Consider the following 22,866-nt stretch of genomic DNA (forward strand, 5'->3'; position numbering starts at 1 on the left):
AGAGGCGCGTCGGCCTATGCCAGTATCTGCCCGATCCTGAGCGCAACAGCGGCACGAAGAGCCGGTACAGCGCGATCAACAATACCCACCTCATTAACCATCAACGCTCTAGCCAAACCGCCGAGCAGTGCCACCGCAAGCGAATAGGCCTGACGCCGGCCAAGCCCCACCGCAAGACAATCAGCATCACGTTGAACAACGACGCCACCGAGCGGGGAACAGAAGCTGGCACCGATGAACACGGCTGCACCATTGGCGCAGATCCGGGTTCATCCGTGTCCTATGCCGTCCTATCTCTGTAACACCAGCGGCATCCAGACCCGCGGCAGCAGATTCTCACCATCCGGCGCCTGAATAGTCGCGACCAGCTTCTGGATCGAATAGAGATCGCCGCGCCCCACAGACGGTCGAGCCAACGGCGCAGTTGGCTGCGTCCGGCACCCAAGATGTAGGCATGGGCCAAGAAGTGCGACCAAGCGGCAGTAGCTGCCGGCAACGAACAAGCACGATCGATGAAGGGAAGCAGGAATCAGCGCAACCTCGCGCTCTAAGCAAAAACCCCGATCTCCTTCCAGAGATCGGGGCAACATGATCCGGTTCAACGCGCGAGCGCGTTCACGGCGCACGGGGCATGTCCGTCCTCCTTGGCTCGAGAAGGGCTGAACAGACACATCGCGGCAGGCGTCCTAACGTCCGGCCCATCAGAGCCGGTTACAGTTGCGGCACAGCGCTGGACTCGCACCAGCTTCCACCTTTACGCCCTAGCATCCGGGCTAACGGGACACTGCGACGGGATTCGGTTGGCGATGTACACAGTTATAGGTATATAGTATAGCGCGCTCGCCGTCAGCCAGCCCATTACGAGCGTGAACACCCGACCACACTAGGTAGCAAAGGGATAACTGGGGGGACAATAGTGCTCATCAGCACTGCCAAATTCCGCATCCACGATGACGCAGCGTCGCCAGAAATAAAGCAGTGTAAGCCAATGATTCGGCATACGACGAAATGAAGCACTGATTTCTTCAGCCCAGACATCCCTCAATCTATCACCTACACATAGTCTGCCGGTCGGCGTAAAGCTCGGAAAGGATTGACCGGCTTAATCTGAAAATGCGGATACTTCTGCTGGGCTATCTGAACAGCCTGTCGCCATGCTGGATGATGATCACTCCATAACGGGTGGCGCAGCAGAGCGATGAGTTGTTTATTCGCTTTAATAAAGCCTTGTAGCACGCCAAACGTTTCAACGTTAGCATAACCAAGCCGCGCCATGATTGCTGGTATTGTATCAGTCCCCATCCAAGGATTGGGCAGGGATCTCCAAGGTGTAGCTAGATCAATAACTGCATTTTTCGTGATCGCAATCCGAGCCATATCGAGCGCAAGACGCCAATCAAGCAGACCGTGGTAGGGCTGGTTGTAGAAATCGCGCAAGCACAGATTACACGATGTATCACAACCGGCGTGTTCACTTGATTGAAGCCACTTGTTAGCAATCGAACCGTCAATAGCCGGATCAGCTTGAGCTAGCAATTGAGCATACTCGGAGGGTTGGGCGAGAAAGCGGCAATATCCGGCGCCATTCTCAAGTTGGTCACAGAGAAATGCTTGTCCGACAACAGGAAACGTACCTTTGCTAGGCAAGGAGCGAAAACCGGCTTGCAACTCAAGTGGATCAACATCGAGATGGGCACCGGCCGCAATGCGTAACCAAAAAGCAAAGGAATACCATGCCGCGCGACCTTCGACTGTTGTTGGATCAGCAAATACACCGTCTGGCCAATCGTTAATCCCAACCACAAGAATATCGGTCTTGCGCCGAGAGCAGAGCGCTACACGCATTGCCTCACCATATACACTGACCGGCGATTCCTGTCTCTCTCCATCATTATCTAAAAGCACAGCATAAGCGCCAGTTTGCGGCACTCGATAAAGCTTTGCCGGATGAAAGTCGAATCCTCCCCGACCGCCATTATCGTTAATAGATACAATGTGGTCATACATTGCAGCGATAGTGCAGTTGTCAACGACTGTTAGCGTATTTGGCGGATTGATGCCTAGTAACGGTCGTGTAGCACGTGGTTGCCATTCAAATTGGCCGTCGAAGTCACGTGGCGTTAAATCCGTGAAAAATGCTTTCGGTTCTCGGGCATCAACTGGGCGAAGAGCGTGTTCATGACAGACGGGACATTGCTGCAGCGTCGGCTCAATCCCACCTTGGGGCGGCTCTAGAGACGGCGTTAATGACACCATTGCTTGGCATCGATTACAAATGCCAACCATATTGGGGTTGCCTTTGTTCAACGGCGGAACAAATCCGTCATCTGAGCTAACTTGGTTGCCTTTGCGGAATAGATGAACCACACCGACCGCAGTATGCACCGCCTTGTCTTTGACCGTCTCTGATCCGGGAGCGAATTGGCTGATAGCAAGATCGAGCGTGCGATCAATGACGCCGCTTGCTGGCGGCCATACATTCGCTGTTTTGGGCCAATGGGTGTACAACAACCTTACGCGAGTAGGAAAACCAAACATCGGTAGTAAACCCGCGTTTGCCAATCGCTCACTTAACGCTTCTTGCGTATAGTACTCATCATTGACAATACGATCGATTTCCGGCACCAGATCGTGAGAGATGTACGTATACATGCGATCGCGGAAGTCAACAGCATCGGGATCATGACCTGCCCAAGGCGTTTCAATGCTCAGCATCTTTATCACGCCCTCGATCACAGGGCGGTTGGCCGGATCTTGAATCCAGCCGCGAACAACCGGTTCACAAGCTGACCAATCAGCGATCGTACCAAATTCGCCATGAACGTTATCGCCTTCACTCGAAATAGGAAGCTGTGCGTCACTTGAAAATGCCAGCCGTAACACCTCCTTAATCAATACTCGCTTGAAAATGGGTTCACTGGTTAAATCGACATACGGCGGTGGTGGAGGATCGCCGGTCATCTTTTCAGGCCGCATGTAGTAAAAGTCATCATGACTGCGACCGCGACAGAAGGTAATGGCTAGCGAGACACCAGCCGCCCTGCGGCCTGCCCGCCCGACGCGCTGTTGATAATTAAAGCGGCGCGGCGGCATATTCGCTAACATAACCGCATGTAATGAACCAATATCAACGCCTGCCTCCATCGTTGTTGTGACACTGAGCAAATCGACCCCATGCACCTTCGGTATCTCTTCACCCAGAAAAACCTCTTGAAACCAGCGTTGGCGTTTTGGCCGCTCCTCGCGATCAGTTTGACCGGTCAGTTCTTCGCTGTTCATCCGAAATACGAATGGCGCATCGGTCAGCAAGGTATAGTAGTCGAAATAATTACGCAGAGCGCCGCTAACCAACTTCCGCTTTCCCGCACACTCTGGACAAACCTCGAAATTATGCAGAAAACGCGCATTACATTGAGGGCAGTAGTAGACTTGGTTTGGGATGGGATCGACTGGAATTACCGCCAGATGATCGGGATCTAAGACCAGACCATTGCTGGAAGGAATACCCGCCTTTGATGCAATTAACTGTTGTTGCACGTCTAAACTATTAATCTCACGATGTTTAAGATAGATTTGACTAAAACGCCGCAACGACTTATCCATACCGGCATGAAAAGATTCAGCATACCGGTGCCGGCGACGTACGCCCAATTGTCGAATGACGGCTTCAGTTGCACTGCGGATCGCCGGTGCCGGATTGTGGGGCGGCAGATAACTCACCCAACCTTGACCCAGACCTTCAATCGTGCGAGCAATATGGGGGAAAAGCGCATACATGATCTCGGAAGTGAGCTGATCATACATACGCTTTATATGCTCACTTTGAGCTGGCGACAGGTTAATTTGTCGTTTCGGTGTCTGGGCACTCCAATCAAAACAGCGGTACCACCATTCCCATTGTCTCTTGTCTTTGTAGCGCTTGATCGTAAAATTGGCGCCGCCGGGACAAATGCCGTTGGCGATGAGTTGATCAAAGATTGAATCACGGAGATACCTCATCGGCACTGGACCGGGATAATCGATGATCAAGCGCATCCAAGTATCTCGGGCTTGCTGATTGCCGGGAGTACGGCCCATCACCCAACGCAAGGCTTCGTTGCTGACGTGCGGATCGAGCGAGGCTTCAAACCGATCATGAGCCGGTTGATCAGTTGGCTGTCTGCCCGCCTTAATGGCGTTGTATAGAGTTGGATTAAGCGTTTGCAGTTCTTGATGAGCCGGTGATTGAGGTGATTGCTCGGAGAGTTCAACTCGCAAAAATGCCGCCAAATCGCTCCAAAAGGTGTTAAGTGTGCGGATCAGTGCAAGCCGCACCATGTCGCGGAAATGATCCCGCTCGATGCCGGCAGCTAACTTTGCTGCGTCCTGCCGGCTATCCGAGAAGATCACCAGCTTCCGCGATCCAGTTGCATTCACTGGCCGGAACGGCGACATTTCACGGAACAGCGCGCTAGCAATCACCTGACAGGCCTTTTGAAATCCTGTTCGATGATTACGCAACGGCGACTTAAACGTTTTGCGCGAACTGTAATCTGCGTCACAACGCGGGCATTTGCTTGGCAATGCCAGTTCGTGATCGCGCCGGGCTTCCGAAACATACCGACTAGTTGGAATAACAAAGAGCCAGCCGGGAATTTCATGAGGCTTAGGCGGCGTTTTATCTTGTATGACGAGGCCGGTGCTACGTTCCATTTTGGCCGGCACCCAGCGATATGTCACCTTATCCCGTTCCCATACCTCATCTTGTGGTGTTTCCGCCCAAGGCTGGTCATAAGGTTGGGGCCAAAAGACGGCATAAGTCCCGTAGCGTTGTTCTAAGGCTATCCGATCGGGCATATTCTCTAAATCAGGCTGATCCGCCGTCATGATGACAGCACTGCCTTTTTTCGATCGATACCCGCCTAAAAAAACATCACCACACACCTCACAGACGATGAGATCAAGCACCCGGGAACCACATGAACAAGATAACCGGTGGGTATGGTAAATCGTACCAACGGTAGGTCGAGGTTGGAATTGCGGATCGTGACGCCGTTGTTGATCAACTGCTGGGTCAGTACAATCTGGATTGCAGCAAGCCCATAAGTTTTGCAGATGGTGGAAAAAGAAGTGGCCGCGCACCGGTTGGGGTGAACGACCAGTTTTGCTGTTCCGTGACATACCTAATGCTAGCAGCAGTCCTCGCATTGCCGGCGATATCTGCGCGTCAGAGCCTGAACCGAACACCTGCCGATCGAGACGAGGTGCGAGTATGGGTCGCACCGATCCCAATTCAGCTTGGGCAGCGTCACGAAGCGCCTCATCAGCGCCGATCGCTGTCAATGCATTACCAAGCCGCTCCGCCGGACTAGCCCCCTTACCGCCACCCAACTGATTCGCTAATGCATCCATCGCTGCTCGCACATCATTCTGATCAGGGTCTGGCGGCCCCTTAAGCGGATCGGGTTGGACAGCGTGAGCAAACGCTGCGAAAACGGACTGGTAGCTGCGTAAACGAACACGCGTCCCCATTTTGGGCGGTTGTTGTTGGCCGGAGATAAAAGCGAATTGATCACGACCAAAAAATTGGCGCAGGAAATCGCGGCCTTTTTGATTATCCTCAAGACTGGCTGTTGTCGTTAGAATCCGCAATTTTGGTGAGTCAGGCGTGAGACCTAACCGAGCAAATAAGAGACGCAGGATATACGCTACTTCTGTGCCGGGTGTACCACGGTAGGCATGCAGCTCATCAACGATAAGGAAGAACATGCGCTCAGGATGGCCGGGTTCAGCCAACCACTGGCGCGTCTGCTCAAAAATGTCCTGCTCAATCCTGCGCATGAGCATAATATTCAACATTGAATAGTTGGTGATGAGAATATCAGGTGACGTCTCCTGCATATCCCAGCGCGACCACATTTCACCGCCATCCGGTCGAGGGAAATACGGCAGAATCTCTGCGTCCAATTGCTGGGATTGCACACCTTGTACAATGGCTTGATACTGCTGATCAATCTCCTGCAAATACTCCCGCACCATGCGAATACGTTGCGGTTTGTTTGGCATTCCGGGAACGGGCGTCTGACCAGTGTAACGGCCAAATGTGATACGATTGCCGGCACGGTTTGTATCAAGCCAATGATGGATGACATCATCGTCAAGCGAAATGCGCAACCGTCGAAGCTGGTCTTCAACCAAAGCATTAAGTGGATAGAGAATCACTGCCCGCAGAGCAGTTGGACGGCGAATATGCGACCATTGAAACACCCGATCGCTATGTTCATACCGCCACCAATACCGCTCTGCGGGTGCGGCAGCAGCCTGCTCCCATGTGCGTGACTCACGCGCAAGCTGCGCCAATAACGGGAGTAAGAAACATTCAGTCTTGCCCGATCCCGTGCCGGTGGTTACCACCAGATCGCGTTGATGGATGATGGCGTGCTCCAGACTCTCCATCTGATGACGGTAGAGCGTCATCGTCGGAGGAAACAGCTTTTGCCCTAACGCCGCCAAATCGTGGTATTCGGGCGGCAATTGACGCGCTGCGGAAGCGAGATTGAGGCCTGATGATTCGTAGACAGGAACGGGTTCAATAAGCGGTGGTTGGCTGAGCACTCCCGGTTGCATTAAGACCCGGTCCCGTTCTTCACTGAGCACCGGCGAACGGAGGGGGAACGCGCTTTTAAGATACAAGCGGTACATCTGCTCGATGCGCTGATAAGCGCCAATCACGTCATGCATTGGTCAACTCCTCAATCTCCAACCGCAGCTTATCGCGCAATGCATCGATGAGCTCACGACTAATGCCATCGTAGATGAGCCACCCGTTACGGTACAACGGCATGCGTCCTGAGGCTAAGATCAACGCTCGTTCGTACAGATCTGGCCATCGCCATCCATTGGGCACGGCAAGTTGATGTGTAGTAGCATGATATTGAATTGGACAAGACTGACCGGTTTCGTACCGGGCTAAAAACCGTAAACCATACCAATCTGCGCGTACCCAACGTTGCGTGTCTTCATCAAAGTAAAGCATATATTGAGGTCGAAGATCCACTTGTTTGGAAGTGTGATCTGGTAATGGCCAGAATTCATACAACCCGCGCTTACCATCAAAACTTACCTCAACAAATGTCTTGCCATTAAAGATCTTTGTCCGATACGCATGTGGTCTTATTCCTTGTAATGCTTCTAATGACGCTTTCCATCGTTCCAACGGTGGTAATAGTCGCGCTAACCGTACCCCGACCTGCTCGGTTTGAATAGTGATCCGGTCGATGGATTTCAGTTTATCAAACACTTGTTTGTTATCAAATGCACGAAGATAGATAGTTGCCGGACCATTTCCATATTCTTGCGGCACGAATACGAGATTCACGCTTGCCTGAAGCTGTCGCAGCAAAGCGGTATCGCGCCGGCCGCTTAGCACCCAATCGCCAGCATGCACACCGTGCGTAATCGGAAACACAACCGACGGCGTTATCGCCCAACGCTTACGATCGAGCGATGTTTCGATATGACCGAGTAAGCGAAGATGACGCAGCATCTGCGCTGCATGAACAGGAGCGCCAAGACGCTGCCACGTTTGTTGCAGTGTGAGCCAACTACCACGGCCAATCGCTGACATCCATAGGATTAGCCGATCATATTGTTGGGTGCGAATGTCATGAGATGGAAGGTGAGGGGTTTGCGTTGCTTCTTCGACATCATCAAATGGATCGGCACTTGGAAATTTAGGAGATTGATCATAAGGGATGATAGGACCATTCTCATTCACCAAATGCTCGGCGCCCACCATTTTCCGAATCTCGGCAAGAGAAAAAGGGTGATCCAGCGGCTGACCGAGCCATTTTAGTGTAGAGATAATTGATTGAACCCTTTCTGGCATTTGACCAATCTCTGCACTTTCAATTGCTAAAAAGACATAAAAATCACCGTGTCTTGCATGCTTTTCAACTCGGACTAGCGGAATAAAATGACCGAGATCATGAAGCTTGATATATTTGGTAATCCTGCTCAACAGAATTGTTGATGTCATGCCACCACAGCGAAAGCCCTTATACCAACGCGGCATTGTTACGCCTCCGTATCCAACAGATGAGACACCACGCCACACAGACGTATCGTTCCGATCTGCAGCCACTCAAAATCGTCGTCCGAAGCCATCTCAAGTTGATCCCAATCGACTAGCTTGACTAACGATTGACTAAGCAACCCCTCAGCAGTGGCTTCGATCCGATAATCACCCGGCGTTTGCCACGGGATGCTAAAGGGTTGATTGGTTGGTTCCGTCTCTTCGTAGATCTGCTTATCATCACTCAGCCGAAATACTCTGACATCAGCCGCTGGCGCAAAACCGAAGATCGTGACCTGTGGCCCAAACCCCGCTAACCAACCGCCACGCGGCGCGCGCAAACCGCCCGAAAGACCAATGTTGAGGCGCTCTCGTGGCTGCAAGGCACTATGCAGATCTGAGTGCTTGATTTCAACCCCATCCCACACCGGCGAGATCACCATACAATCCCGCACCTCCACCCATTCAGCAAATGACGGAATAGATTGCGGATGACCATGCCACTCAATCAAACGTTCTGCCCGTAGCTGCTCGAGATCGGCAAGCAACTCTTTCCGGCAGAGGATGATACATTTCGTTCCCAGCGGCACTCGTCCCCACGACGCATAGACTCCACTTTCAGGATTATTGGGATCTGGACGCAGGATCCAAAATGTGCGACTTGGCAAGAGTAGAGCGTTGAATTCGGGTGGCTGAATGACGGTATAGCGTACACCTTGATTCAGGTGTTGTTCATTAACTGGACAAAGGGGCATATACCAGCCGGGACGCTCGATGGTCAGTGTGTGAGGTTTGTTATCAATATCAACGATCAGCTCATCAATCTGCTGCCGGCGTGGGGTTTGGGGATATAAGAAATATTCGATCGCGCCACTTAACACATCTTCGCTCCGCCAAATACCCGCCATAAGGTAGTTGCGGCGCGAACGATAACTGGTATGATCATTGCTCTCACCCCGAACCCACGCCTCATACACTTCATAAATTGCTTCTGCGATCGCTTCAGCCCGTTGTGATCGATCGCTTAATAAACGCTGCAGGTGTTTAGTAAGGTAAGGAGCTGCCCGGCGTACTTTCGCAGTCACCATCTCGATATCCCAATCGTCGGGCCAGTTCGACTCACGGAACAGCCGGTATAGACGATTGCGATCCACGCCCCGCAACAACGCTTGGGAAATAGGGTAATTGATATAGCGGTTTGGGCCTTCACCGGGTCGGGCTGATGATATGAGACCATTCTCGCCTAGCCACTTTGCCCATTCATGCCACAATGGTTCTTCATCGCCCGGTCGCATCCCACTCGGGCGACCAATTTCTTGGTTGAGTTGAAGCACTTCACAAAAACGGGTAAAGTAATTCGATGCCGCGATCGACTCTTCTTCATCTTCAGCCATCCGCGAGGCTGCTAAAACCATTGCCGCAAGAAAGGCGATACAATTCGGTTCACCATAGCGGTTTCGTCCCCATATCCGTCTAAAAACCACTCGCTGGCCATACACGACACGTCGCCGCACAGCGGCAATGAAAGGCTCTGGCGAGCGGCCAAGTCGTACAGTCAGTTGATGCTCAATCTGCTGGATGATTGCGTCATCGACGCTTAAGTAAACAACATGGCCTTGCGGAATACCAGCCGTGAAATACGTCGCCAACGCGTGGTTCCATTCATCGTAGCTATCCCACGATGATGATGACGATCGATGCAGTACAGGTTTCATTGCAGCAGGAGTTTGTTCTGAACTATTGGGTTTGCTATCGACCAAGATCGCCGGTGTAGCAGAGATGGTTTGATCAGATCGGACTTGGGTTGGTTCGCGAAAGAATTCAGAATGTTGCGCATCTGACGTATGCCAATGGTAGGTGCAAGTGTAACTATCTTCGTCATCAGGAATGCAGGAAGCTTTGAAGAAGAAGAGATTTTCAACCTGAATAATGAAATGAGTCGCAAAGCTTGTTTTACTGAAGCACTGCACGCGGCGCGGAGCAAACCGTTCGGCTAATTCTTGCTGAATAGCGGCTATCGCTTCACGAGCTGCCTGATGAGCATCGGGAACGGCAAGACGCGCAAGTTGCTCGAGCGTGCTAATGCCTAGCTGCTGTAGCTTCAATTCAGTAGTCGTGGAAAGGCCAAGCAGTGTGATGGGGTAACCTGTGAGGGTGTGTGTCGTGATCATCGTAACCATACCCTGCTTGATACGGAGAGTTTTCATCTTATTATACCAATGACATGAACCAAAAGTGAACCAAACTGTCTTCTGTTTTCTGATCCACGATACAGGACGATCGCAGTGAGGCGCGAATACGTGAAGACTGCACTGAAGTGGGCAGTATCTGCTATAATGGCGAACATCTGAGCCAGAGAGCTGCCTAACAAGCACGTATGCCATCACAACCGATTGTACGTCCAGCCGAGTTAACTGATGTCACCGCCTGCAAGACCATTGCTGATGCGCACCGATCAGCATTGGGCTTCATCGTCGCTGCGACATTTGTTGATTCGATCCAGCGCCATCGATTGTTTGTGGCCGAGACAGACGGTGAAGTCATCGGCTTTTTACGCTATAATCATCGGGTTCGTGGTGACGAGACGGCGTTATACGATATCTGTGTCGCAAAAAACTGGCAACGACAGGGGATTGGGCGGATGCTTATTACCGTATTGCGTGAATCCTGCTACGTACATCGACGGTATGCGATCATTGCCCGTTGTCCGGTAGACTTGCCGGCAAATGCGTTCTATGCCCGGCTAGGTTTTCAGCAAGTCACGATCGAAGCCGGACGGCGGCGACCACTTGTGCTCTGGCAATTAACGCTTGCGGAGGCGTAATGCGGTTCGTTGCCTCAGCTACACTCCGGCGCCACGATTTGCGCGGTCTGCTGCAACGTTGGGAGCGAACTGGCAGTGGCCTTGATCCGTTTCGCGAGATCATTTTGACACCTTTGCCCGGTCTGGCCGAACCAAGCACGGTGCAATTCGTGTATGAGCATTTCGTTGGGCGCAGCCGGATCTGGTTCGATTCGGGCGGTTATTTTGTTCAGCAAGGTGAGATAGCGTATGAAGAGCTGTACGATAAATTGATGCATTGGATTCTCAACAATCGTTGGGCTGATGTGTACGTGTTGCCGGATTATGTGCCTTCTTCCGATCTGAGCCCAGCGGAAGTTGAAGAACGTATTCAGGCTACCATTAGCATTGCTCGCCTCTTTTCACGAGAACTTCCACCAGAAATTCGCGCGAAAGCTTTGCCGGTTGTGCAAGGTTATACGCGCGAACAGATCCGCGCTTGCGTTGATGCTTACCTTGAGATGGGATTCCGCTATATCGGGTTTGGGAGTTTTGACACAACTGGCGCCGGCAAAGACATTAACATTTTGACTCGGCGTGCCTTAAGCAATCTCGAATTTTTACAAGACCTAGCGGCGCGCTTTGGCTTTCAAACGCATGCCTTCGGTATTGGCACGCCAGCGCTTATTCCGATTCTGCACGAATTAGGTGTTAGTAGCTTTGATAGCTCCTGCTGGATTCGCACCGCCGGATTTGGCAATGTGTTATTACCTTTCCTTGGACGGCGTAATATCTCTCATGGGATGCTGCGAGAAATAGGTGGTGTGGCGTACAATGAAGAAAGTTTTGCCGAGTTGAAAGCATTGACCAAGCACCAATGTCCTTTTTGTGAATCATTTGAGCAGTTGCAAAAGGATCGCCTTGATCAAGCTCTCCACAATTTATTAGTAATCCATGACACGATCACAGCATTAGAACGTGATATTCATACCTCGAATCCCGAAATCCAATCTCTCATTGAGCGATCACGCTACCGCCGCATACAAACCAAAAAGTTATGACAACATTCCATGTCCGCCATGACTTTCATCCATCTGTGGCGCGTGAGGCATTGCTCTTGTTGCGCACAGCGCCGTTAACTAGCGAGCAAGATTTCTTGGCCTTGGCGCGCAGCCACGATTTTGACATCGGTCGCCGCCAATCATCAGCCAAAGTGTTTGCTTCGTTGCGTGATTTGGGCTTACTAGATCGACCGAGCAGGCATGCTCCGTTGCGACTCACATCACTAGGGCAACAGCTTGCAGAAATAGCGTTACGCGACGAATTGTTATGGGTTGAGTTAATCCATCTCCGCTACTGGTGGCTTTGGACGCCAGAAACGGGAGGTGAGGGTTTTGCTTGGGCATACCAAGCGGTAACTAGTCTTTTATGGGAAGAAGCACCAACTACGATTGATGTTGATCGGTTAGTCGCGATGGTTATCGCTGGCGCTGAAAAACAGTTTGGCGTCAAAGGAGCTTCATTCAGCGCCTCCAGTGTCTTAGGCATTATGCATTGGCTGCGCGCTCTAAGTCCTACTTGCTGCCATGGGAGCGAATTCCATCACCGTTCCTCATGTTCGCCTGAAGCGTTGTTACTGACCTTAGAAGCGATAGCTACACTTCGCAACATAGCTACTGGCGCTCCGTTGCGGCTTGATGAACCAACCCGCCAAAGGGCCTGTCGCGCTTTGCTCATTGACGGTGACACTTTCGACGACATGGTCATGATCCTTCACGAGCTAGGATATCTTATCCGACGAACCGGTGACGGTGGAGACACCGTCCTTCTGCGTACCGTACCTGTCGTCGGTCTTGCACCACAGAGGATGGCGTTATGAATCATTTGAGCGACATTGCAGCTAAAGCGCCTATCGTACCAACATTTAGCGCGCGTTCATTGCGTGATACATCCGCTGAAGTACGGGATGTGTATGAATGGCATGCGAAGACGTATGTCGAGCAACCGGCTCTTGCTGAACTGCGCGGTTCGTTTCTCCAAGCGGTGCAGGAAGCTAAAACGCCGAAAGCATGTCTCATCGCCCCCTTTGGTTATGGCAAGACAGCTTCAGCTATCGGGCTATGGCACGCTTGCCGCCAAGCCGGTGTCCTCGCAATCCCGCCCGTTTCGTGCGGTTCATTTACTGAATTAGCAGATGCGATCTATGGTTGGCTGGCATTTACCTTGCCAGAATCGGCCCAAACGCTCGCGCAAGCTTACGATGCATTTCTTGTGAGTAGTGCGGAAAGCTTAGCTCGACACGATGAACGTGAGTTTGGCATTCCCTTTGCGCAGGCGGTCGTTGCCATTCGTGACAAGCTTGAGCGCGGCTACCTAGATTTTGCCGACGTGAGCATTAATCTGCTCGCCTTCCTCGAACAAGCGACAAGAGTAGCCCAATCGGCTTGCTACAATGGTTTGGTAGTCATTATTGATGAATTCCAGCAGTTATTAGGAAATGCAAACAAAGGTGTATTGACTGCATTGCGGCAGTTAATTTGGGGACTGCGGGTGCGAAAGTTGCCGTTCGGACTTGTTTTCACAATGGATCCCGATACTGAGCGGACACTCGCTGATCGGGCAGGAGATATCCTTCATCGCATTAAAGATGACGGATTATACCTCGATATCCGGCATATTTATGACCATACGTTTCCTGCCCGGCTTTGGCAGCAATACGCTGACACTCTATCGCTCAGTGACGCTGAACGGCAGGTCATTGACTGGCCAACGCTCGAAGCGCTTGGTCAGTTATGTGAGCGTGAAGATCTGAGTAATGGTCCCCGAACAGTGATTAATGTTTTGCAACGCACTGCCGCGAGTTGGGATCAAACGTTCAAAGCGACCTACACGCCCATCAATCTGATCGATGATTTGCTCAGTGGTCAGATTCGCTTTGATGGTGATCGGGGCATCATTCCTGCGCTTGTAGCTGAATTATTGAACTTTCCTTACTTTCAACGATCACAGGAGCGATCTGCTGCCTTAAAACTAATTGCTGCTTTCCCACGCGGATGCCCAGAGCAAGTAGCCGCACGATACGGTCTTTCCCAAGCATGGAATGAATTGAATGACGATTTGCGCGGCGAAATCATTACTGAAACCGATGAAGGATTAGCATTGATTGAATTACAGCGAGTGGGTCGGCCAGCCAATCGTCTCAACATTCTTTTGCGTCGTTATTGGATGCAAATTACTGATCAACAACTGTTGGCCGAAGATGCGGCGCGCACCTTTCGTGATATTGTTATCCCGCTATTGTTTCCTAGCAAAGTGCATGATCTGAATGGTTGGAGTAGTATTGTAGACATTGAATTGACTGCTGATAATACGTATGCTGGTATCATCGAGGGAACTTCCTCTACGTCTTTTCCATTGCGCCGCATTGCGCTTTCGGTACGCGATGCCAACCTTACATCAGCACCAAGTGAACCTGCCGATGACGTTGATCTTACGCTCGTTTTTGCAATAGATTTAAAACCGGAATCAATTTCTTCACTAAGAATAACAGATGATTTGAAATTGGCCATTTTCACAATGGCTATTAGCAAAGTAGCTCAACACCATTTTCACAATAGTATCCGTTGGATTGCACACTATCTTAGCCCACATCCCATCTCACCAGCGATTATTCTAAGCCTGCTCCGCTATCTCCGTCGTGAACCGATCGCAAATCTTCCCGAACGCGATCGGATGCGCATAGAAGATGCTGTATCACGCCTACACGAATGGTTATTGGCTGAACTGTTCTCAACCAGTCTCTTCACGGCGGTAACAATGCCAGTAGTATCGGCTGGCGCTGGCGCTGTCAAAGAGTTTCTCTTCCAACTGTTTCGCAAGCGATGGCCTGACTATCAACCGCTCGCGCGAACTGCTAACTGGATGGCGCTTATGCGTGATTATCAGCAAGCCTTGCAATCGCTCGCGCCGGCGGCACGCCTCGGCCAGCAGCCAGTGACTGGCAGTAAGTCACATATTGCCGCCCTTTTCGGCCAAAAACGCCATGCTGGGTTTGATAGTTATGCACGCCAACATGGAGACTTGTTACGGGTAGAGAAATGGCAAGGCGATCAGGCGGTCATTCGCTTGCACCCACATCCGATGGAGCTCCAGATTGCTGATCAGGTACGCCAGCACGGCAGTTGTTCCGAGCAGGATATCTATAGTTTCTTACGTCAAGCAGGTTTCGCCGCAGCCGAGGCTACTCAGCTTTTGACGCTCGCACTGCTGCGCGGTCTCATTCAGAAGGATGGGGTGCAGCTCACTGTTCCGCTTGCACCAACCCCAATAGAACTTGCCAACCAATTACAGATGCTGAAAAAACGCGCTCAAGCGCTAGGATCTGAGGTTGTTGATCGGTTGCAGGCCCTGCTGGCTGACTTTGATCCGGATACGGAGCATGGAGCATTAGTTGCTTGGCGTCTTGATCAAGCGGAACAACACATTGTCCAACTAGAACAGGAGCGCCGTGCGGCCCTGCAAGCGCACCGTGATCGGCTCCGGAACACGATGATGCGGCATTTACCACAACTATCGAAAGCGCTGCCTGAACCACCTGAGGGGCCATTATTCAACCATCTGGCCGCAGTACGTCGCGAGTTGGTAAAGGTGCAGCACCATCTGCAAGGGCCGGTCACAGCGTTTGTTACCAATCCTACCACCGAAACGCCACTTGAGACGATTGATGACTTTGCTAGGCGATTGGAAAATTGGCTCCAGCAGGCGAATTATTATGAACACTGGGTTATCTTTGCCAGTGAACTGGCTAGATTACAAATAGCCCTAGACCGAATTCCATCGACGAATAGCAAATTAAGTACATTGCGGCAAGAGTTAGCCCGACTAATTCGTCAGGCACGCGCAATCCAAGCTGAGATCGGTATGCAAGGCCTTGCCGAGATCGACCACCTGCGAGCTCGGCTGACAATGCTTCGGCGTCAATTCGATGAATTAACAGACGAACGACGCGCTGCATACGAACAGGCTGCCGCGCAACTGCGAGAGACCCTAATGGCGCTGTTCGATTTGCCTGCTTCGTTTACGCTACCACCGTATCAAGCTGCCAATGATGAAGAGAGCTACCGAATCCTGAAACGAACGGTTGCGCTGACGCTGCATCGTGCTGTGCTATTACTAGAGCTAAGTTTATCCGATGATCACAACCAACCGTCAGTACAACGACGACAACTAGGAAGTTTGCGTAAACAGATCCGAAACCTAGCTACGCTTACCCGTGATCCAGATAAGCTGTTCGCGCCTGAAACCCTAACAATCCAACCCGAATTGATTCAACGAATCCAGAAACTACGCGAACGGATAACATTACAACAGCAATTAGATACTACAACAATGAAACATCACGCGGCATTGGCTGCTGCTCTATCGGATTTACCAGTAGGGCCGAGCGATCTTTCATCTCTCTTGGCTAAACTGAATGGTGCTGTCTCACGCAGTGAGTTGCTGCACAAATTGCTCCAACTCCACGAACGCGGTATTGTACGCCTCATTATTGATTTGCCAGGATCCGGGCATGCTTGAGACAATTCCCAATCGTTATCCACACCTTATCACTGAGATAAGTCTGACGTACCCGTTTGCGCACCTCTGCCCAATCAGTGGTGAACCGCAACCAGATAGTACCATCACGATTGCTTATCAGGCTGGCTCGCGATTGCTCGAAACAAAAGCCTTGCGCCAATATCTTGCGACGTTCACACAGATGAACGATGTCCGTGATCTTGAGGAAGCAGTGCAAGTCATAGCCCAAGCCTGCGCCAATACGCTCGCCGTACGAGTTACTGTGCGCGCGCACTATCAATTGCTTAGCAGCGCAGTAGACGTTGCAGTCACTGCAACACCTGCCACTGGAGGTGGGCATTACGTTTGAGATGGTTCAATACGTAGCGATTCACAGTAAATCCGAATTCGTCGTTTTGCATGTAACCCCTGTAACGCTTGCCAAAAATCGGTATCGGTCAGATCAGAAGTGAGCATACGTACATCAGCCAATTCCACGAGCGTTGCGTGATGGTCAAGTGCAGCCACAACCTGCTCTTCGGCTGGTGCAAGCTGAAGCGCTTGCAATTCCTGTTGCATGAAAGCGACTTCAGCTTGCACGACGCTCACAGCCGTTTTCAGGTCGCTGAGAACAGTGAGCAAAGTGTGAAAACCGCCGCTTCCTGACGGTTGGAGATCCTGCAAAATCGCCACATCTTCAGTCCTACCTTCGTACTCCATTATGTTATGGCTTAACCGGCGCAGCTCATCTCGGAGGCGTATGCCAAGTTCTTGCCACCGCTGTAGCTTTTCATCTGGCAACATGGCAACTTCTGGTGAAGAAAGCGTTGAGCGTAAGTCAGTGGAGAGCTGGCGGATCATAGAACCCATCGCAACGCACCAATTTTGCAGCGTCGCTTTAACATCCACTAATAGCTGCGCTTCACTTGCTGCGGCGGAATACGGATGATACTGGCGCAACGGCCACAATGCCGCCTGATCCAATCCAAGCAATTCACTCATCATTTGTCGGTAGAGGGCTTGCTTGGCAGCAAAACGCTGTTCGGCAACAGTTAAACATTGCTGAACTGCGTTTTGGATCAGTGCTAGTTCGTCCCGCGCTCGGCCAAGCGGTACCAGATCGACAACCTGCTGACTGACAAGCATATCTTGCACTTGTTGCGACCAACGATAAAAGTCAGCGCGGTACGTGCTAGCTTCACCACCCAAAGCTTGCAATTGCTCCTCGAGGTGAGCAGCCTGTTTGGCTAACTCAATCCAATCTGCAATGATTTTGACTTGTTGGACAAGCTGATCATAATGCTGGCGTAGACGATGTATCTCACGCTCAAGCTGCGAGTATGTCGTCGCATGGTGTACTAACCGATCGAACGCGATCTCATCGCGTTGAAACATGTGTTGTACTTTCTCTAGTCTTGTGCGAACTTGCTGCAATGCATCATCAAATTCTCCGTATCGATGAAGCGTTTTGATGCGCAACCGATCGAGCGTCGGCCCAAAAGCTAACGATCCGCTCACAGTTTGGTCAAGTTGTGTTATCAAATGACGATCAAATTGGGAAAGGATGAAGTATTGTTGGCTGAAACGATCGCGCAGTTGCCGATACTGCTCAGTAACAAACGCTTGCAGAAGCTTACTGAAACTAGCCACCTGATTTTTGATTGCTAATCTACGTTGTCCATCAGGCCGATCTTGACGCTGATTCTCAAGTTCGCGGCGCAGAGTATGCGCTTCTGTTTGCCAATGGACAATTTGCACGGAATCTGGAAAAGCTTGCGCAAGTATTTGCAGGTCGTGTTCCCAAGCGTTCAACGCTTGCTCAACCTCCTCAAGCGACAAAACAAGACCAGCTTGTTCGTACAAAACATCGCGTTGCGCATCAAGCCGAGCCATCTGGCGCGCAACGAGCAACCTAACAGCCATATCGATCTCTTGCGGCAAGTAGCCAAGCTGGCTAGCGCAGCGACGTACATCAGCTAGCGGTAATTCCCAACGAGATATCTGACCCTCACCATCAAAGGTTGGACGCTCTTGCATCCAACCAAGGATTGCTTGTTCGAGCGGATGCAGGGTCAGCCGTACGGCGCCTTTATTGCCTGCACGGGCAGTAGCTCGCGTAGGAAAAGGTCGCTCGATTTGAATCAGCGCACTAAAGTTTTCCACAAAAGCATCAAAACCCGTATCAGACATACCGAACATCGTAGCAATCTCGTGCTTCGTACCCTCTAACGGAAGTTGTCCTTGCCGCTCATAGGTCAGATCGTGGCGTTGCAAGACATTTATGTATTTTTGCAAAGTATTATTCCATTGTTGCGTACGCATAAACGTACTATATACCGGATAGAGCTGCTCCAACAGTGAGTTGAGCGTTTTCTCTATGAAACGCTCTTGACCGACCGCTTGTGAACCGTCTAAACTAGCCTCAAACAGAAGCTGAAACGTTGCATCTAATAGCGCAGTCTGAAAACCATACTGCACAAATTGGAGATCTTCTTTAGGAATCAGATTGTTAGTGCGTTTATCATCGAGAAATTGATATAGCGCAAGCAACAAATATGGAGTGAGATGGGTAGACAAGATCACAGGACGCACGAACTGATCGATTTGCACGGACACCAGATCATCGCTACGGCGTATAATGTTAAGGTCAACTTCAATCCGGCGAGCTTGCGCATCTAGGCGTAATGAGCGCCACTGTGGAGACGATAATCCTTGCTTGTCGCTAAACAAGCGGAACAAGATCAGGATTTCCGCACTATCATTAACGCCAAGTTCCGGCTCATCCTGCCACAGTACTTGCACAGCGATGCGTCGGTTCGGAAAGCGCTGTTGAACAGATGCAAAGCATCCTTCAAGTACCAGACCAGCATTTTCAAATAATCCACCATCAGATACATTCGTAACTTTCCATTGATTGGGCGGAAAAACCTTCGTTGTCAGCAGACTCGTAAAAGCCGAAGTAACCCAACGACGGATTTGAGCTGTGTCTTGATCAAAAGTGCGCCAGAAATCGCGGATTGCCGAGGTTAACCAGTCAGTTTGACCGCCGACATGATCGAGACCGCGCAGGGTTACCCCGCCACTATGCCTGTCACCAACCTCTATCAAAAGATCATTGAGGACACTATGGGCCAATTCATCAATCGTTTCCGCTAAACCGAGCCGTTCTTGGAGAGTACGCGGTAATCCTTCTTGCGGAAACGCAGCCGCCCATTTGATTGCACGCTCACGTATCGGATGCCCCTTCACCATGCTGTGATTCAGCGCTTGCGCTGTAATGTGGGGGATACGACGAGCACTATCAAAGGTAATAGCGCCACTGAGAAAATCATCGATTAAATCTTCCGGCGAATATGGATCGTCTTCAGGATAACCTGCGGCAATGTAACGTTGTGTGGCGCGTCGCAACACATTAATGACTGTGCGCGGCCCATCTGACAGATCGCCACGCGATGCGATTTGACCTAACGCATCGAGACAATCGGTACTGATAACGCGATCGCGATGCTCCGTGAACGAAAAGGTTTCAGCCAAGCGATACCAGAGACGCTGCGGAAACCAACGATCGTACACTGTATTCAAATCGAGACTGGCCTGTAGAATCCGATGAACCAGATCGCCGCGTTGATCACGTAGCAAACTCAGATCCTTTGGCGGGATGATTAACAACAGACCAAATTGAAGATGGCCCCGTCGACTCCGAATAGCCTCCACAAGATCAAACAAGGCGCTGATAGGATCGCGCTGATGATTATGGATAGCCGGCTCAATATACTGCTGCAGCTCATCAGCTAAGATGAGCAAGCCATTGTATCCAGCTTCCAGCGCGAGCTGGGTAGCGTCCTCGATAAAACGAATATAGTCGATTGTCTTCAAACGCAGCAATTCAGGCTGTTCTTGCAGCATTTGTTGGGCTGCGCTCAGGCTGATATGATAACGTGTTGCTAGGGTCTCGGCGCTTCTGTCAATGACAGCGTTATATATACGCTCAGCTTTGCTCATCAGATCAGGCCGAATTCGGCTCAATTCATAACGCATCCAGCCATAGCTAGCAATGACCAAATCTTTTAAATTTTGTAGCTTAAAGGTAGGTACACATAGGAGGTTGGCAGATTGGGCGCGATCCCACAAATAAAGTGCCGTACTCGTTTTACCGTAACCATATTCGCCGGTCAGATAGCCACGAACTGCCCCCCCTGCACGAACTTCGCGAATAATGTGCCGTTCAAACTCAGCAACACTTATGCCGTGCTCTCCCTTCGTTGCTTGACGGGCAAACGGGATATATGTACGAACATGGCGACGAAAGATCTCGGCAACCCACGCCGGTTGATCAAGCAGATCATTGGCAAGCGGCGTCGAAACTATTTCTTCTTTATCAAGTACGGCTTGCAAACCTTCAACACTCATAACTTACCTCCACACTAATCCACATTAACAAGACGCCAGCGCTGCCAAATCGGGCCAACGCACGAATCGCACGAAACGGCCATAAGCGCCGGCCCGAGTTCCGGGGCGCACATACGCAGTATATTGCGGTAGCATCCAATCAAGTGACCGATCTAATCCCGCAGGATCAAGTAGACAGATCTTACACAGCGCTTGACGGCGTTCGGCTGAGAGGAGAAAGTCAATGTCTACTTCACCACCACTCGTTTGCGCAACCCAACCGAGTGCGAGAAACATTAATTCCGGCGGGCAAAAGAAGCGACGTGCAAATTGCTGACCATTGATGACTGGCGGCTGTAAGGCAGCTATCCAATTGAGCGCACCTACAAGACTTAAATGACTAAGCGATACTGTTCCAGTACGTGTTTTGTGCCCAATCACGTGGGCAAACGCTGGTTCAGCCTCAATCTTGCTGATCAAAGCACTTACTAAGGGTTGCAAGTAGTTTTCATCCACAAACACATTGCTTGCTTCCCACAAATGATCAGTAAACTGGCGATAGACCCACGAAAACGCATGTTCAGTTGGCGCTATCGGAGACCAACGGGTATAGTGCAAAAAATGCAGTAGATCACCCCATAAGCTCGGCTTTTGCTGGAGTATCCGCAGCAATGCACTACCATTTGCGCTCAACGTTTGGCGCTCGATCAAACCGAGCTGCCGTAATCGCGCCTCTTGCCGGTCACTCTGGGTTATGTGCTGATAGGGAAAACCGTCTGCAATCGCTGTAAACACGTCGTAACAGCGTTCAGGAGTTACCTCATGCCGGATATGAAAACTGAGTGGAGCCATGCTAAGCCTTGATCATCAGTGAGATACTGAGCAAAATCGCACATCCTACCTCATATTTTGTCACACAACCAACATGGTTGACAAACGACGCCTAGGAGATAGAGCAATACAGAATTATGACAATTAAAACATACGCCTATTGTAACATTATATCTTGCAACATCTAGCTTCGTGAACTTCGCAGAGTGAGATACGCTCCTTCGTCGATCTTGCTGATCTGCGTCAGTCCATCCTAATCCGTAGCCCCTTCACACCACCGTCGCAGCGCCCTGCCTCGCTCTCACCCGTACCCGTATCCACAACACTGCTGCCAAACCATGGGCATCCATCCCGATCCGTGTGAATCCGTGTCCTCTTCAATCCATGAGGAAACGGATTCACACAGGTGCGACGGGTTGGCACGGTTTCATATTTGGTACGTCATGGAATCGTCAGAATAGGACCAATGAACACCGTACCACGACCCGGCGTGTCATTCACTTTGTTAGAGATTGCAATATCAATCTTCCAAATATCGCCCGGTTCGATCAGTTCACCCGGTAGACAGCCGGTGTCGCGCCAGCATACAAACTGGCTATAGGGAACTTCGACATACTTCCAATCCGCAGTATTCGTTGCCTGATTCCAGAGCGTGCCAAAGATGGCGCTGCGCCCGCTTGCGTCGGGTTTGCGGAATAATTTGAGTTCAAGCGTGTTTGGGGCGCCGTTCCCCTTGAACGAAAATCCAATGGCTTTGGTGCCTGCCAAAGCCCCTGAACTAATCTCACGATAAATACCGACCCAGCCATCTTTTGCCACCATGTAATCGATCTGCATGGCATAGGTCTCTTTGTCAGTCACCCCGCGGATCGCTACTGACGATCCGGGAAGTTGCGCGTAGTTCCACACCGAGATACCGGTCATATCATCAATGATGATTGGCTTCGTCACTGGTGCTATTAGCCATGTCCCAACCCACGTAAAATAGAACATTGTCGCCACATAGAGGACTGCTAAACTACTCCATCGCCACGTGGCAGTGACATGCCGCGCTTTGAAGGCAAACCAAAACGTGCTGCCGGCATACAGCGCAAAAGCGACTCCTGAAACAACCCGGAGCGTTTCAGGATCATCTAGCCAGCCGCCAACTTGGAGCACAAATGAAACGACCGTTGTCAAGAAACTCACAACGCCACCCAGTTTGATGAGGGTGTCTATGAAGTCTTCCTTGGATGTCTGCACGTTGGTGGCCATG

At 50.9% G+C, this 22,866-nt stretch carries 12 protein-coding genes and 1 riboswitch; of the genes, 5 read left to right on the forward strand and 7 right to left on the reverse strand.

Annotated features, from left to right (window positions below; all coding sequences use genetic code 11):
* Positions 1-290: 290 nt before the first annotated feature.
* From A6A03_RS21020 to A6A03_RS17545, 4 genes are all read right to left on the reverse strand, one after another.
* Positions 291-416 (reverse strand): hypothetical protein, encoded by a 126-nt coding sequence (locus A6A03_RS21020; RefSeq protein ID WP_281181301.1) that lies wholly within the window; start codon positions 414-416, stop codon positions 291-293.
* Between the two features lie 243 nt (positions 417-659).
* Positions 660-804, reverse strand: a riboswitch (cobalamin riboswitch).
* A gap of 249 nt (positions 805-1,053) precedes the next feature.
* Complete coding sequence (locus tag A6A03_RS17535) at positions 1,054-6,720, reverse strand: DEAD/DEAH box helicase (protein WP_066790887.1); 5,667 nt, start codon at positions 6,718-6,720, stop codon at positions 1,054-1,056.
* Positions 6,713-8,017 (reverse strand): hypothetical protein, encoded by a 1,305-nt coding sequence (locus A6A03_RS20490; protein ID WP_172812332.1) that lies wholly within the window; start codon positions 8,015-8,017, stop codon positions 6,713-6,715. Before A6A03_RS20490 ends, A6A03_RS17535 begins: the two co-directional genes overlap by 8 nt.
* A gap of 38 nt (positions 8,018-8,055) precedes the next feature.
* Positions 8,056-10,233, reverse strand: coding sequence for a hypothetical protein (locus A6A03_RS17545; protein ID WP_082909007.1), 2,178 nt, complete (start codon positions 10,231-10,233; stop codon positions 8,056-8,058).
* Positions 10,234-10,430: 197 nt separating this feature from the next.
* Here A6A03_RS17545 and A6A03_RS17550 point away from each other — a divergent pair, with 197 nt between their 5' ends.
* The 5 genes from A6A03_RS17550 to A6A03_RS17565 are packed head-to-tail and all read left to right on the forward strand — an operon-like array spanning position 10,431 to position 16,761.
* Entirely contained in the window at positions 10,431-10,877 is a 447-nt protein-coding gene (locus tag A6A03_RS17550; protein ID WP_066790889.1) for a GNAT family N-acetyltransferase, read from the forward strand.
* Complete coding sequence (locus A6A03_RS17555) at positions 10,877-11,896, forward strand: tRNA guanosine transglycosylase family protein (protein ID WP_066790890.1); 1,020 nt, start codon at positions 10,877-10,879, stop codon at positions 11,894-11,896. The genes A6A03_RS17550 and A6A03_RS17555 overlap by 1 nt, the downstream gene beginning before the upstream one ends.
* On the forward strand, positions 11,893-12,714 hold the full coding sequence (locus A6A03_RS20495) for a hypothetical protein (RefSeq protein WP_156525380.1): 822 nt from the start codon (positions 11,893-11,895) through the stop codon (positions 12,712-12,714). Before A6A03_RS17555 ends, A6A03_RS20495 begins: the two co-directional genes overlap by 4 nt.
* Positions 12,711-16,412 carry a hypothetical protein gene (locus A6A03_RS17560; RefSeq protein WP_066790891.1) on the forward strand — a complete coding sequence of 1,234 codons (3,702 nt, stop codon included), beginning with the start codon at positions 12,711-12,713 and terminating at the stop codon, positions 16,410-16,412. The genes A6A03_RS20495 and A6A03_RS17560 overlap by 4 nt, the downstream gene beginning before the upstream one ends.
* The gene (locus A6A03_RS17565; RefSeq protein ID WP_066790892.1) at positions 16,405-16,761 is read left to right on the forward strand and encodes a hypothetical protein; all 357 of its coding nucleotides are present in this window, start codon (positions 16,405-16,407) and stop codon (positions 16,759-16,761) included. The genes A6A03_RS17560 and A6A03_RS17565 overlap by 8 nt, the downstream gene beginning before the upstream one ends.
* Here A6A03_RS17565 and A6A03_RS17570 read toward each other — a convergent pair.
* The 3 genes from A6A03_RS17570 to A6A03_RS17580 all read right to left on the reverse strand — a co-directional run bounded on the left by A6A03_RS17570 (position 16,752) and on the right by A6A03_RS17580 (position 22,865).
* Positions 16,752-20,801 carry an AAA family ATPase gene (locus A6A03_RS17570; RefSeq protein WP_066790893.1) on the reverse strand — a complete coding sequence of 1,350 codons (4,050 nt, stop codon included), beginning with the start codon at positions 20,799-20,801 and terminating at the stop codon, positions 16,752-16,754. The genes A6A03_RS17565 and A6A03_RS17570 overlap by 10 nt on opposite strands.
* A 24-nt stretch (positions 20,802-20,825) precedes the next feature.
* Positions 20,826-21,632: a hypothetical protein gene (locus A6A03_RS17575; RefSeq protein ID WP_066790895.1), complete on the reverse strand. Its 807-nt coding sequence runs from the start codon at positions 21,630-21,632 to the stop codon at positions 20,826-20,828.
* A 420-nt stretch (positions 21,633-22,052) separates the two neighbouring features.
* The gene (locus A6A03_RS17580) at positions 22,053-22,865 is read right to left on the reverse strand and encodes a hypothetical protein (RefSeq protein ID WP_066790896.1); all 813 of its coding nucleotides are present in this window, start codon (positions 22,863-22,865) and stop codon (positions 22,053-22,055) included.
* Position 22,866: the final 1 nt, after the last annotated feature.

Source organism: Chloroflexus islandicus (assembly GCF_001650695.1).
GTDB classification, from domain to species: domain Bacteria; phylum Chloroflexota; class Chloroflexia; order Chloroflexales; family Chloroflexaceae; genus Chloroflexus; species Chloroflexus islandicus.